The organism is Bradyrhizobium sp. CCBAU 21365 (assembly GCF_015291305.1).
Taxonomy (GTDB): domain Bacteria; phylum Pseudomonadota; class Alphaproteobacteria; order Rhizobiales; family Xanthobacteraceae; genus Bradyrhizobium; species Bradyrhizobium elkanii.
Genome location: NZ_CP030036.1, coordinates 7,964,948 through 7,978,684 on the forward strand (window position 1 = coordinate 7,964,948; position 13,737 = coordinate 7,978,684).

General features: G+C 65.8%; 14 protein-coding genes. 7 read left to right on the forward strand and 7 right to left on the reverse strand.

Features of this window, described 5'->3' with window-relative positions; all coding sequences use genetic code 11:
- The first annotated feature begins 110 nt into the window (after window positions 1-110).
- Window positions 111-1,064, forward strand: a complete 954-nt coding sequence (locus XI02_RS37530; RefSeq protein WP_172646872.1) for a DMT family transporter — start codon at window positions 111-113, stop codon at window positions 1,062-1,064.
- Window positions 1,065-1,183: 119 nt separating this feature from the next.
- Here the strand turns inward: XI02_RS37530 and XI02_RS37535 are convergent, their stop codons facing one another.
- A complete protein-coding gene (locus XI02_RS37535) occupies window positions 1,184-2,140 on the reverse strand; it encodes a LysR family transcriptional regulator (protein WP_172646871.1) in 957 nt (318 codons plus the stop codon).
- Between the two features lie 135 nt (window positions 2,141-2,275).
- Here XI02_RS37535 and XI02_RS37540 point away from each other — a divergent pair, with 135 nt between their 5' ends.
- Entirely contained in the window at window positions 2,276-2,659 is a 384-nt protein-coding gene (locus XI02_RS37540) for a nuclear transport factor 2 family protein (RefSeq protein WP_172646870.1), read from the forward strand.
- A gap of 257 nt (window positions 2,660-2,916) precedes the next feature.
- Window positions 2,917-3,894: a tripartite tricarboxylate transporter substrate binding protein gene (locus tag XI02_RS37545; RefSeq protein ID WP_026193342.1), complete on the forward strand. Its 978-nt coding sequence runs from the start codon at window positions 2,917-2,919 to the stop codon at window positions 3,892-3,894.
- A 222-nt stretch (window positions 3,895-4,116) separates the two neighbouring features.
- On the opposite strand, the gene XI02_RS37550 is transcribed toward XI02_RS37545, so the two are convergent.
- Window positions 4,117-5,802, reverse strand: coding sequence for a methyl-accepting chemotaxis protein (locus tag XI02_RS37550; protein WP_172646869.1), 1,686 nt, complete (start codon window positions 5,800-5,802; stop codon window positions 4,117-4,119).
- A 283-nt stretch (window positions 5,803-6,085) separates the two neighbouring features.
- Between XI02_RS37550 and XI02_RS37555 the strand changes: the two genes are divergently transcribed.
- The 4 genes from XI02_RS37555 (at window position 6,086) to XI02_RS37570 (ending at window position 10,603) form a co-directional block, all read left to right on the forward strand.
- A complete protein-coding gene (locus XI02_RS37555; protein WP_172646868.1) occupies window positions 6,086-7,129 on the forward strand; it encodes a C-terminal binding protein in 1,044 nt (347 codons plus the stop codon).
- Between the two features lie 153 nt (window positions 7,130-7,282).
- Entirely contained in the window at window positions 7,283-8,629 is a 1,347-nt protein-coding gene (locus XI02_RS37560; protein WP_069276553.1) for an ABC transporter substrate-binding protein, read from the forward strand.
- Between the two features lie 128 nt (window positions 8,630-8,757).
- Window positions 8,758-9,714, forward strand: coding sequence for a carbohydrate ABC transporter permease (locus XI02_RS37565; RefSeq protein WP_172646867.1), 957 nt, complete (start codon window positions 8,758-8,760; stop codon window positions 9,712-9,714).
- 46 nt (window positions 9,715-9,760) lie between these two features.
- Window positions 9,761-10,603, forward strand: a complete 843-nt coding sequence (locus XI02_RS37570; protein ID WP_016840579.1) for a carbohydrate ABC transporter permease — start codon at window positions 9,761-9,763, stop codon at window positions 10,601-10,603.
- A 168-nt stretch (window positions 10,604-10,771) separates the two neighbouring features.
- Here the strand turns inward: XI02_RS37570 and XI02_RS37575 are convergent, their stop codons facing one another.
- The 5 genes from XI02_RS37575 to XI02_RS37595 are packed head-to-tail and all read right to left on the reverse strand — an operon-like array spanning window position 10,772 to window position 13,711.
- Window positions 10,772-11,593, reverse strand: coding sequence for a TonB family protein (locus tag XI02_RS37575; RefSeq protein ID WP_069276555.1), 822 nt, complete (start codon window positions 11,591-11,593; stop codon window positions 10,772-10,774).
- Window positions 11,594-11,596: 3 nt separating this feature from the next.
- Window positions 11,597-12,043, reverse strand: coding sequence for a TonB system transport protein ExbD (gene exbD, locus XI02_RS37580; protein ID WP_028333496.1), 447 nt, complete (start codon window positions 12,041-12,043; stop codon window positions 11,597-11,599).
- A gap of 3 nt (window positions 12,044-12,046) precedes the next feature.
- The gene (gene exbB / locus XI02_RS37585) at window positions 12,047-12,799 is read right to left on the reverse strand and encodes a tonB-system energizer ExbB (protein WP_244981127.1); all 753 of its coding nucleotides are present in this window, start codon (window positions 12,797-12,799) and stop codon (window positions 12,047-12,049) included.
- Between the two features lie 58 nt (window positions 12,800-12,857).
- Window positions 12,858-13,379 carry a heme utilization cystosolic carrier protein HutX gene (gene hutX / locus XI02_RS37590; RefSeq protein WP_172649056.1) on the reverse strand — a complete coding sequence of 174 codons (522 nt, stop codon included), beginning with the start codon at window positions 13,377-13,379 and terminating at the stop codon, window positions 12,858-12,860.
- Window positions 13,379-13,711, reverse strand: coding sequence for an antibiotic biosynthesis monooxygenase (locus XI02_RS37595; RefSeq protein ID WP_172646865.1), 333 nt, complete (start codon window positions 13,709-13,711; stop codon window positions 13,379-13,381). The genes hutX and XI02_RS37595 overlap by 1 nt, the downstream gene beginning before the upstream one ends.
- Between the last annotated feature and the right edge of the window lie 26 nt (window positions 13,712-13,737).

The window sequence follows — 13,737 nt, forward strand, 5'->3', positions numbered from 1 at the left end:
GACGGAATTACGCTTTCGTCGCGCTGCGGATGACGACACGGGGCGCATGGCTCCAATCCGCTCTTTCGTCTTGTCGCGGCGGCGGATTCGGGCACAACATCCGCCCGATAATGACCGCTTTGCCCGCACCTGCCACGACGCCACGCCGCTCGCCGCTCAGCTGGCTCAATAATCAGCCCTATCTGCTGCTCAGCCTGACGTCGCTGTTCTGGGCCGCCAACATCGTGCTGGCGCGCCATGTCGGCAGCCATGTACCGCCGGTCACGCTGACCACGATCCGCTGGTTCGGCGTGTTCCTGATCCTGTTGCCGTTCGCCTGGCCGCACCTGAAACAGGACTGGCCGAAGCTGCGCAGCGCCCTGCCACTGATGCTGCTGTTGTCCGCGGTCGGCTTCGCCTTCAACAACGCGATCTCCTACTGGGCGATGCAGTATACCGAGGCGCTGAATGCGCTGCTGATCCAGTCGGCGGGGCCGCTGTTCGTGGCGCTGTGGTCGCTGATCCTGTTCGGCGTGCGGCTGACGCCGGCGCAGCTGGCCGGCATCGCGATCTCGCTGGCCGGTGTGCTGACCATCATCCTGCGCGGCGACTTGTCCGCGCTCGCCAGCATCAGCTTCAACCGGGGCGACATCATGTTCGGCGCCTCGCTGGTGTCGTTCGGGCTCTATTCGGCGCTGATCCCGCGGCGGCCGAAAATCCATCAGCTCTCGCTGATCTCATTCACCACGTGCTGCGGTGCGCTGATGCTGCTGCCGGTGGCTATCTGGGAATTCTTAAACGGCGTGACGCTGAAGCTCGACGTCCTGACCTTTGCCACGCTGGGCTACACGCTGATCTTCCCGTCCACGCTCGCCTATCTGTTCTTCAACCGCGGCGTCGCGCTGATCGGCCCGAACCGCGCCGCGCCGTTCTTCCATCTGGTGCCGGTGTTCGGCTCGGCGATGGCGATCCTGCTGCTCGGCGAGACGCTCGCGCCGTTCCATCTGATCGGCTACGCGCTGGTGCTCGCCGGCGTCATCATCGCCTCGCGGCAAGCATCCGCCAAAGGTTCGGCGAAGCGCTAGAGCATGATCCGGAAAAGTGTGTAGCGGTTTTCCGAAAAGATCATGCTCAAGACAAAAAGATAGAGCGGGATGATGATCCGAAGAAAAGTCATCCCGCGCTGGCTGACGCCGAGAGATCGCTAACCTACCTTGCGCAAGCCGACGGATTTGCGCGGCGAATGTGACTTTGCCGCCAGCGTTTCCGTGATGAAGTCGATGAACCGCCGCACCTTGGCCGGCACGTGGTTACGCGAGGCGTAATAGACGTAGAGCGGAAAACGCTCGTCGGGCCAGTCCGGAAACAGCTCGATCAGCGCGCCGCTCCTCAGATGATCGTCGAGGCCGAGATCGATCACCTGCGCGATGCCGAAGCCGGCCAGGCAAGCGCCGAGCTTGGTTCCCGAATCGGTCACGGTCAGCCGCCCGTTGACCGCGACCGGCACGACCTCGCCGCCACGCCGAAACTCCCAGTCGAAGGGACGCCCGGTCGCCGCGTCGATTGCATGGATGCACTGATGGTCGCGGCTTGCCAGCTCCCGCGGATCAAGCGGCCGGCCGTGTCGTTCGAGATAGATCGGCGAGGCCACGGTGAGCACGCGCGTATCGAGTACGCGGCGCGCAATCAGCGCCGACGGCGTCGGCTCGCCAAAACGCACCGCCAGATCAAAACCGTCGCTGACCAGATCCGCGATCCGGTCGCGGGTTTCGATACGCAGCTCCATGCCCGGATTCTGCAGCAGGAACTCGCTCAGCTTCGGCGACAGCACCATGCGGGAGAACAGCGGGTCGACATTGACCCGCAGCCTGCCGCGAACCGCATCGCGCGATTTCGAGGTCTCCGCCGCCGCCTCGCCGATCCCCGCCAGATGCGCGGCAACCCGTTCATACAGCGCGCGTCCTTCCTCGGTGAGCTCGACGGCGCGGCTCGTGCGGTGAACCAGCCTGGCGTCGAGGCGCGCCTCGAGCTTCGCGATCGCCTTGCTGACCCCGGATTGCGTCATGCCGAGCCGTTCGGCGGCCCGGCCAAAACTGCGCGCATCCGCCAGCGCCGCGAGGACCACCAGGCCGCCAACCAGCCGACCGTCAACTTCGTCCATGCCGATGCCTTTCAGTCATCCAAGAGATGACCGCCCAGTCGTAGCACTCCGCCAGCATATCGGCCACTGTCGGCGCAGATCACCGGTTCGATCCGGTGAGGCCACCGCCACATCATCCGCCAGGGAGATTTTGCAATGAGCGACATCCAGGCCATCGCATCCGCGATCGATGGATATTTCAACCTGATGTACGACGTCGACGATAGCCGGTTCCGCGACGTCTTCGCCGATGCCTGCATCGTGCACGGCATCCGGGACGGCAAGCACACGGTGCGGTCGGCCGCGGAATTCCGCGACTTCATCCGCAGCCGTCCCTCGCCGGCGTCGATGAAATCGCCGCGCGAGGAGGCCATCATCAGCATCGACCAGACCGCGTCCGATCTGGCGATCGCCAAGGTGCGCGTCAGGGCCGGCCAAACCGGCTTCATCGACCATCTGGTGTTTCATCGGATCGACGGCCGGTGGCTCATCACCACCAAGGCGTTTCACGTCGCGCAGGTCTTCCCGGCCGGATCGTAGCATCGCCCCACGACCGGTTTTCTGCATATCGGAATATGCCGCTGATTTGCCCGACGTGTCAAGTTGGCTGGTCGGGCGCCGGTCGCCCCCGGCTCCTTTGCATGGGGTTGTTTTCGATATTTTGGCAGCGCCCCTGCGACGCCCCGGAGTGGCCATGCGGCGAAAGGCTGCTCCCGGCACGGCTTCCGCAGCCATGGCGGCCGGGCTAGCTTCGGCCGCCATGGGCCTGTTCAGGGCCTGCGCGGGGGGACGGCGACATGATCATGGGATTGAGACGATACTGCTGCCTGGCGGCCGCAGCCGCCGCCGCGCTTGCGGCGATATCCGGGGCGGCACTTGCCCAGACCTATCCCACCCGCAACATCACGCTGGTGCTGCCGTTTGCCGCCGGCAGCGGTACCGACACCACGACGCGGCTGATCTCCAAGGAGCTCGGCGTTGCGCTCGGCGTCGGCATGGTGATCGACAACCGGGCCGGCGCCAACGGCTCGATCGCGGCGAACTATGTCGCCCGCTCCGCCCCCGACGGCTACACGCTGTTCGTCACCACGAACACGACGCACTCGGCCAATCCGTATCTGCTCAAGACCATGACCTACGATCCGATCAAGGATTTCACGCCGATCGCGCGCACCGGCGACCTGCCCTTCATGCTGGTGATCCATCCGGACATCCCGGCGAACTCGGTCGCCGAGCTGATCGCGCTCGCCAAGAAGGAGCCGGGCAAGTACAGCTACGCCAGCGGCTCGTCGTCGGCGAGCGTCTCCGGCGCGACCTTCGCGCGCCTCGCCGGCATCGACCTGCTGCATGTGCCCTACAAGAGCTCACCGCCGGCACTGACCGACGTCATCGCCGGCCGCATCTCGATGATGTTCATCGACGTGCCGACCGGCCTGCCGCACGTCAACGCCAAGGTGCTGAAGCCGCTCGCCGTCACCACCAAGCGGAAGTCGGCGCTGCTGCCGGACCTGCCGACGATGGACGACACCGTGAAGGGCTTCGATATCACCTCCTGGCAGGGCTATCTCGGCCCCGCCAACATGCCGAAGGACGTCGTGGTCAGGCTGAATGCGGAGATCCGCAAGATCATCGAGCGGCCGGACATCAAGAGCCAGCTCGCCGAGCGCGGCATGGAGGCATTCTCCGGCACGCCCGAGGAGTTCGAGGCATTCCTCAAGGAGCAGCTCGTGCTGTGGGAGAAGCTGATCGCCGACGCCGGGATCGAGAAGCAGTAGGCGAATGTAAACGACGCCGGCTGGATATCCTCATGTTCGTCCGGCGGAGTCTGCCAAGTCCGTCATCCTGAGGAGGCCGCAACGCGGCCGTCTCGAAGGATAGACGGCCCCACTGGTGGCCGTGCATCCTTCGAGACGCGCGCAAGAGCGCGCTCCTCAGGATGACGGGGATGCGGAATCGTTGGTTGGCGTAGCGCCGCTAACCCACCCTACGCGGCTCGCTTACGCCGCGCGCACCTTCTGCAGGAACTCGTCGACCGCGTTGCGCAGCATGCCGGACTGGGTGTCGAGCTCGCGGGCATTCGACAGCACGTCGCCGGCCGCGGTGCCGGTGGCGGTGGCCGCTGACGTGACGCCGCCGATATGGGCGGAAATCTCGCTCGAGCCGGCCGCGACCTGCTGGATGTTGCGCGCGATCTCGCGCGTCGCATCGCCCTGCTGGTCGATCGCGGTCGAGATCGAGGCGGTGATCTCGCTCATCTGCGCGATGGTCGCGGTGATGCCGCCGATCGAGGTCACGGCCTCGCCGGTGGAAGCCTGCATCGCCGCGACCTGCGCCGAGATCTCCTCGGTCGCCTTGGCGGTCTGGTTGGCCAGCGCCTTCACTTCGGACGCGACCACCGCGAAACCGCGGCCGGATTCGCCGGCGCGCGCCGCCTCGATGGTGGCGTTGAGCGCAAGCAGGTTGGTTTGGGCCGCGATCGAGTGGATCAGCTTGACAACCTCGCCGATCTTCTCGGCGCCGGTGGAGAGCGCCTGCACGGTCGCGTTGGTGCGCTCGGCATCGGCCACCGCCTGGCTCGCGACCTCGCTGGAACGCGCCACCTGGCGGGAGATCTCCGCAACCGAGCTGGAGAGCTCCTCGGCGGCCGCGGCGACGGTGCCGACATTGTTGGAGGCACTGTCGGATGCAGCGCCGACGGTCGCAGCCCGCGCGCTGGCGTCGCTTGCGGTCGCGGTCATCGACTGCGCCGTGGTCTGCATGCCGGCGGCGGCGGAGGCCACCGTGCGGACGATGCCGTTCACGCTGCGCTCGAAATCGTTGGCGATATTCTCCATCGCACCACGGCGCTCGGCCTCCGCGCGTGCTTTGGTTTCGGCCTCGGCCTGTTCCAGGCCGCGGATGCGAACCGCGTTGTCCTTGAAGACCTGAACCGTCGCCGCCATCGCGCCGACCTCGTCACCGCGGCCGACGCCGGGGATGTCACCGTCGAGCTTGCCGTCGGCGATGTCGCGCATGCGGGCGCCGAGCAGGTTGAGCGGACGGGAGATGCTGCGGCCGATCAGCCAGGCGACCGAGCCGGAAACGATGCCGATGCCGAGGATCGCGAGGCCGAGCAGCCAGGCAATCGGCCGCATCTTGGCATCGATATCGTCGAGATAGGCGCCGGTGCCGAGATACATATCGAAGCCGGGCACCGCGACGGCGTAGCCGAGCTTGCGGATCGGCGTCTCCTGGCCGGGCTTCACATAATCGTAGAACAGCAGGATCTCGCCCTTGGCCTTCACGCCGTCCATCAGTTCCTGCGAGAGCTTGCGACCATTGGTCACGACGTCCATGCGATTGGTTCCGACCTGCTTCGGATCGGGCGCCAGCACCGTGATGCCGCTGTAGTCGGTGCCGAACAGATAGCCGGCGCCGTTGTCATAGGTCAGGGTGTTGGCGCGCTTGCCGAACTCGGCCAGTGCCGCTTCCCTGGTCAGCTTGCCGGCATCGACATCCTTCTTCAGCCCCGCCGCCATGTTCTTCGCCATCTCGACGATGGCCTTGGCCTGGTCGATGCGCGCAGTCAGCATCTCTCGCTGCATCAAGTGACCGGCGAGGATGCCGGCCGTACACAGGCCCAGGAGGGTCACCCCCACCAGAATGCCGAGCTTGGGGGTGATCTTCAAATTTGACAGCTTCACGGGGGTCTCCAGAAGAGGCGGGGAACGCGACGCGATTGGCGGATTGATTCGGCTCACCGTATTGTGAGACCCTTTACCTGATGGTTACGGAGGTTCCCCGTAGAAGCCCGGAGAATCAGGCCGCGGACCAACCGGCAATTGTGGAGAGAACAGCGCGGCTCGCGTACAAGCATGGGAAGGCGGTGATGCAAGTCGCGCTCCAAGAAGCAAGAAGACCAACAAGCAAAATCAAGAAGCAAACCAGCAAGAAGCAAGAACAGCAGACTCACATCGGGAGCAGACAATGTCGAAATTCAGGGTGGTCACGCCGAAGGGCGCGAGCTTCACGGTCGCCGGCGGCGGCTACGATTATGAGCGCGAGGCGCTCGATCCGATCGGCGCCGAGATCGTCGAGGCGCCGGCCAACGAGGCCGAATTCATCGCGGCGGCACGCACCGCGGACGCGATCTACGCCAAGGGCATGCCGATCACCAGGGCGGTGATCGACGCGCTCGAGAACTGCAAGGTGATCACGCTCGGCAGCGTCGGCGTCGACTCGGTCGACGTCAAGGCCGCGACCGCCCGCGGCATCCCGGTCACCAACATCCCCGACACCTTCATCGAGGAGGTCGCCGACCACGCCATGATGCTGCTGCTCGCCGGCTTCCGCCGCCTGATCGAGCAGGACAAGATGGTGCGCACCGGCCGCTGGGCCGAGGGCCGTCCGGCGCTTTTGAAGATTCCGCGGCTGATGGGCCAGACGCTCGGCTTCATCTCGTTCGGCCGGGTCGCCCGCGCGGTCGCCAAGCGCGCCGCGCCGTTCGGCCTCAGGATGGTGGCCTACGATCCCTTCATCCAGGAAACCCTGATGTACGACCACGGCGTGATCCCCTCGACGCTGTCGGAAGTCCTGTCGCAGTCGGATTTCGTCTCGATGCACGCCCCGGCGCGGCCCGAAGTGCACCACATGCTGACCGAGAAGCATTTTCGCCAGATGAAAAAGTCGGCGATCTTCATCAACACCGGCCGCGGCGCCACGGTCGACGAGGAATCGCTGATCAAGGCGCTGCAGGAGGGCTGGATCGCCCACGCCGCGCTCGACGTGCTGGAAAAGGAGCCTCCGTCGCACAACAATCCGATGCTCGGGATGGACAATGTTACCTTGACCGCCCATGTCGCCTCGGCGTCGGCACGTTTTGACGAGGCGCGCAAGCGCCGGGTGGGCTACGAATTGTCACTAGTGCTGCAAGGCATGTGGCCGGTAAGCTGCGTCAACCCGTCGGTGCTGCAAGACACCGCGTTGCGCCGCTGGCAGCCCGTCAGCATGGATCGCGGTCCGAACAGCTAGGGCGGGACGACGTTCTTCGTGCGAAGGCCCGTCTCGCCATGATACGGGCCTTTCGCGCGGCGGGCGGGCCGAGACCACAAGACCCTTCACCGGCGGCCAAACGCCGGGAAGGAAAAACAACAACGAAACAATAAGAACGGGAGTGCGAACGACATGAAGTACGAGATCACGCGTCGCGATGCGCTGGTGCTGGGGGCTTCCGCGGCGGCGCTGGCGGTCACCGGCGCCTCGGCGCAGGAGGCCTCGAAGGTGAAGGCGGCCGACGTGGCGGCGCCGTCGCTGCCGATCGAAAAGGACGCCACCTTGCGCATGCTGCGGCCGGTGCGCTTCGTCCAGGCCGACGAAGACGTGTTCCGCGCCAATGCCAAGAAATTCACCGACAAGACCGGCGTCGAGATCAAAGTCGACTTCGTCGGCTGGGAGGACATCAACCAGCAGACCGCCGTGACCTCGAACTCCGGCGCCGGCCCCGACATCATCATCGGTTTCGGCGACGCGCCGCACATCTATATCGACAAGCTGATCGAGCTGACCGATGTCGCCGACTATCTCGACAAGCGCTATGGCGGATGGCTCACGCTGGCGCGCCGGTACGGCATGCGCTCGAAGTCGAAGAGCTGGGTCGGCCTGCCGTTCGGCGCCTCGGGCGGCCCGCTGGTCTACCGCAAGTCGCTGGTCAACGCCGCCGGCTTCGACAAGGTGCCGGAGGACCACGCCGGCTTCCTCGAACTCTGCAAGAAGCTGAAGGCGGCCGGCAAGCCCGCGGGCTTCGCGCTCGGCAACGCGGTCGGCGACGGCAACGGCTTCGCCAACTGGCTGTTGTGGTCGCACAACGCCGCGCTGCTCGATGAGGAAGGCAACATCATCATCAACAGCAAGGAGACGATCGCGGCGCTGAAATATCTGAAGGAGCTCTATCCGACCTTCATCGCCGGCACCCCGTCATGGAACGACGTTTCCAACAACCGCGCCTACTCGTCGCAGGAGATCGGCCTGACCGCAAACGGCGTCTCGCTGTATTTCTCGCTGAAGAACGATCCCGCGACCAAGGCGATCGCCGACGACACCGCGCATCAGTTCCTGATCAAGGGGCTGGCCCCGACCTCTCCGATGTCCGGCCTGACCTTGAACGCGATGGTGTTCAAGCACAGCAAGTATCCCAACGCGGCGAAGGCGTTCCTGCAGTTCATGCTCGAGCACGAACAATACGAGCCGTGGCTGAACGCCAACTCCGGCTACTGGTCGCAGCCGCTGGCGGCCTATGCCGACGCCGCGGTGTGGTCGAGCGACCCCAAGGTCGCGATCTTCAAGGACACGATGAGGAGCCCCTACTACAACGGCTACAAGGGGCCGATCTCGACCGCGACCGGGGCCGTCAACGCCGACTATGTGCTGGTGCAGATGTGCGCCTCGGTCGCGACCGACGCCGCAACGCCCGAAGCCGCAGCCGCCGAAGCGGAACAGCGCGCCAAGCGGTACTTCCGGCGGCAAGGCCGGTAAGATCGACCTCAAGCCGCTGTCATTCCGGGGCGATGCGTAGCATCGAACCCGGAATCTCGAGATTCCGGGTCTGGTGCTAACGCACCATCCCGGAATGACCCTGGAAGTCGGACCGAGACAGGAACCTGATGTCTGTCACCACCCTCCCCTCACGCGGCACGGCGCTGCACCAGCCGGGCTGGCTCGCACGCCTGTTCGACTACAAGCCGTTCCTGATCGTGATGTGCCTTGCGCCCGCGATCGGCCTGCTGCTGGTGTTCCTCACCTATCCGCTGGGCCTCGGCATCTGGCTCGCCTTCACCGACACCACGATCGGCCAGCGCGGCATCTACATCGGGCTTGAGAACTTCCAGTATCTGCTCAAGGATCCCTTGTGGTGGAACGCGGTGTTCTATTCGATCTTCTACACCGCGATCGCAACCTTCGGAAAGTTCGCGCTCGGCTTCTGGCTGGCGCTGCTGCTCAACAACCATTTCCCGTTCAAGAGCCTGATCCGCGCCATCGTGCTATTGCCGTGGATCGTGCCGACGGTGCTCTCGGCGCTGGCGTTCTGGTGGATCTACGATCCGCAGTTCTCGATCATCTCCTATCTCCTGGTCGACGTGCTGCACTGGCGCGACAGCAATGTCGACTTCCTCGGCTCGCCCTGGCCGGCGCGGTTCTCGCTGATCGCCGCCAATATCTGGCGCGGCATCCCGTTCGTCGCGATCTCGCTGCTGGCGGGGCTGCAGACCATCTCGCCCTCGCTCTACGAGGCGGCGATGCTCGACGGCGCCACCTCCTGGCAGCGCTTCCGCTACATCACCTTCCCGATGATGATGCCGATCCTGGCGATCGTGATGACGTTCTCGATCATCTTCACCTTCACCGACTTCCAGCTGGTCTACGCCATCACCCGCGGCGGCCCGGTCAACTCGACCCATCTGCTCGCGACACTGGCGTTCCAGCGCGGCATCGCCGGCGGCGAACTCGGCGAGGGTGCCGCGATCGCCGTCTCGATGATCCCGTTCCTGGTGTTCGCGACATTGTTCAGCTACTTCGGCCTCGCGCGCCGCAAATGGCAGCAGGGAGAAGCCAATGACTGACGTTGCAGCCCAATCCTCCAACGTCGCCAGCGCCACGCCCGACACGATGGCGTGGGACTCCCGCGCCCGGCGCGTGGTGATGATCTATCTGCCGCTCGCCTGCTTCATCCTGATCCTGCTGTTTCCGTTCTACTGGATGGCGGTCACCTCGTTCAAACCGAATGCCGAGCTCCTGAACTACAAGGAGCACAATCCGTTCTGGATCACCTCGCCGACGCTCGCGCATATCAAGCATCTGTTGTTCGACACCGCCTATCCGCGCTGGCTGAAGACCACCATGCTGGTCGCGATCGGCTCGACCTTCCTGTCGCTGTTCGCCTCGACGCTCGCCGCCTACGCGATCGAGCGGCTGCGCTTCCGCGGCAGTCCCTATGTCGGCCTCGGCATCTACCTCGCCTATCTGGTGCCGCCGTCGATCCTGTTCATTCCGCTCGCCACCGTGATCGTGCAGTTCGGGCTGTTCGACTCGCCGCTGGCGCTGATCCTGGTCTATCCGACCTTCCTGGTGCCGTTCTGCACCTGGCTCCTGATCGGCTATTTCAAGTCGATCCCCTACGAGCTCGAGGAATGCGCGCTGGTCGACGGCGCGACGCGGTTGCAGATCCTGTGGCGGATCACGCTGCCGCTCGCGGTGCCCGGTCTGATCTCGGCCGGCATCTTCTCCTTTACGCTGTCCTGGAACGAGTTCATCTACGCGCTCGCCTTCATCCAGAGCGGCGCCAACAAGACGGTGCCGGTCGCGATCCTGACCGAGCTCGTCACCGGCGACGTCTACCAGTGGGGCGCGCTGATGGCCGGCTCGCTGCTCGGCTCGCTGCCGGTCGCGCTGTTCTACTCGCTGTTCGTCGACTACTACGTGTCGTCGCTGACGGGGGCGGTGAAGGAGTAACGGAGCTTCCGGCGTATTGAAGCTCACTCGATCTATCCCCGTCATCCTGAGGAGCGCGAAGCGCGTCTCGAAGGATCGACGGCCACCGGCGGGGCCGTGCATCCTTCGAGACGCGGCCAACTGGCCGCTCCTCAGGATGACGGGGATGAAAGTGCGGCTAACTTGACGCTACCGCGGCACGAACGCGACCGGCACGGAGAAACCCATCGAGCCCTGCGTAATCTCGGACGGAAACGCCGGAAACGGCTGCGCCTGGCGCACCATCGCCAGCGCCCGCGCGTCGAAGGTCGGATTACCGGACGAGCCGCCGAGATGGCTCGACAGCACCTGCCCGCCGCGGCCGAGCGTGAACACCAGGCGGACCACGCCGCGCTGACCGTTGCCGCCCGCGGGATAGGAATGGAAGCGCAGCAGATGCGCGCGGACGCGTGCGTTATAGGCCGCGATCGCTGACGCGGCTGCACCGGCGCTGATCGCGGACGCAGCCGGCGCCTGCCGTTCGGCACGGCTCGGCGCGCTGGTGCGCGGTGCCGGCGTTGCCTCGGACGGCTTTTTGGCTTCCCGGCGAGCCACCTTCGGCCTGACCGGTTCGGGCTTCGTCTCCGGAACGACTTTCGCGGGCTCGGGTTGCGGCGGCGACATCTGCTGCTTCTGCTCCGGCGGCGCGACGACGTCGGGCTTCTCCTGCATCGGCGTTGGCGCGATCTCCTGCTGCACGGGCTGCGCGGCGGCAGGCGCCGGCGGCGACGCGTCGGCCTCCTGCATCGCCGGGCCGGGCGGCAGCTCGGTCTCCGAAATCTTCGGCGCCGAGGTGATCGGCGTCAGGTCGACCAGCACCGCCGGCACGGCGACGCCCGGCGGCGGCGCCGAGACCCACGTCATCCCGAGCGCGAGCAGCGCCGCATGCACCGCCAGGATCGCTGCCGCCGACAGGCCCCAGCGCCGCAGCCGGATCTCGCCGCCCGCATCATGAAGCGCGTACGCATTCATGGATCAGCTACGCCCGTCGAGGCCGACCAGCGCGATCTTGAGATAGCCGGCGTTGCGCAGCAGGTTCATCACCTCCATCAGATCGCCATAGCTGACCGCCTTGTCGGCGCGCAGGAAGATGCGCTCGTCCTTCCTGCCCTGCGTGGCGCCATCGAGCGTTGACGTCAGCGTCTCGCGCGCGATCACGTCCTCGCCGACCGCGACGGAGAGGTCGGGCTTCACGGTGACGAACACCGGCTTGTCCGGGCGCGGCTGCGGCTCGGCGGTCGAGGCCGGCAGATCGACGCCGAGATCGACGGTCGCGAGCGGCGCCGCCACCATGAAGATGATGAGCAGCACCAGCATCACGTCGATGAACGGAGTGACGTTGATCTCGTGCGCCTCGACCAGATCGTCATCGCCGCGACGCCTGCCGCCGAACGCGCCGCCCGTGCCAAGCTTCGCGCCCATCGCCTACTCCGCAGCGCGCGCCAGCCGGAACAGGCTGCGATCGCCCTCGCGGCTGACCAGCAGCATCACCATGACGGAGGCGTCGCCGAGCAATGCGCGGTAGGACGCGATCGAACGGGTCAGGTGATTGTAGATCACGACCGCCGGAATCGCAGCGACCAGGCCGAGCGCGGTCGCAAGCAGCGCCTCGGCGATGCCGGGCGCGACCACCGCGAGATTGGTGGTGTGGGTCTCGGAGATGCCGATGAAGGCATTCATGATGCCCCACACCGTGCCGAACAGGCCGACGAACGGCGCGGTGGCGCCGATCGTCGCCAGCACACCGGTGCCGCGCGCGATCTGCCGCGACATCGCTGCCTCGACCCGTTCCAGCCGCAGCGCGATGCGTTCCTTGAAGCCGTCGTCGAACATCCCGCCGGACAGCGCAGCCTCGCGCGAGGCCGATTGCACGATCTGCGCCACCGCATCGTTGCCGTCGCGGCTCGCCTGCTCGACCTCGGCAAGCTGGGTGTCGCGTTCCAGCAGGCCGATCCGCTGCCGGGCGAGCGCGGTCTTGCGGCGGATCTCGATCGTCTTGGCGAGCCAGACCGTCCAGGTAACGAGCGAGGCAAAGGCGAGCCCGACCATCACCGCCTTCACGACGATGTCGGCGCTTTCGAACATGCCCCAGGGCGAGAGGTTGCGCGGCAGCAGCGCGGCGTCGGCTGCGGCAAGGCTCGCCCCCGGCAGCATGCCGAACCCGGCCGACGCCGCCATCCAGATGCCTTGCCCAAGCCAGCGCTGCGACATGATCGCCTCCCGTCCTTCGTTGGTGTCAGCCCGGCTGCGGCGCGAGGCGGTCCGCCAGCGCATGAAAGCGCACCAGCTGATCGCCGCGCAGGGCGCGCGTCTCGTCGCGGCCGACGAACACCTTGAACATGATGCCGCCGTCGCGATTGATGAAGGCGATGAACGCCGACACCTTGCCCATGAAAGGCCGCTCGACGAAGGCGATCGCCGCGCAGCGCTCGTGCCTGAGGTGGCCGTGCAGGCCCTTCGGCTGCATCAGGTTGAAATAGCCGCGGCCGACCTCGCCGTTCGGAATGGCGCCGGTGAACTCGAAGATCGCGTCATCGGTATGCACGATCAGCGTCACCTCGCCCCACTCCGCGATGTCCTGCATCGCGGCGGCAAACTCGCCGGGGCCGATCCGCACCATGCTCTCGGGGAGCGCCTCGAGCACCGCGCGCGGCGTCAGCTTACGCTCGCGAGCGACATCCTCGATGACCGCGCCGGGATTGTCGGCCATATGGGCCTTCAATCCCGCAAGCTCCGCGTTCTGCACGACCGCCTCCATCACGCGGCGCTCTTCGCGCGCTCGGTGATCAGCACCTCGAAGCCCTCGAATTTGGGATGGCCGAGATAGAGGCTGCCGCCGGTCTCGTTGCCAGCGCGCGAATGGGCACGGCGGAACGCATCCGACCTGGTCCAGTCCTCGAACGCCCCCTTGCTGGCCCACACGGTGTGGGTCGCATAGAGCGTGTGGTCCTCGGCCTCGGGGCCCTTCACCAAGTGAAACTCGATGAATCCAGGCAGATCGCCGAGATAGGATTCGCGCGTCTTCCAGACCGTCTCGAACGCCTGCTCCTTGCCCTTGATCACCTGGAACCGGTTCATTGCGATGAACATGAAAACTCTCTCCTGTTTGACGGCGG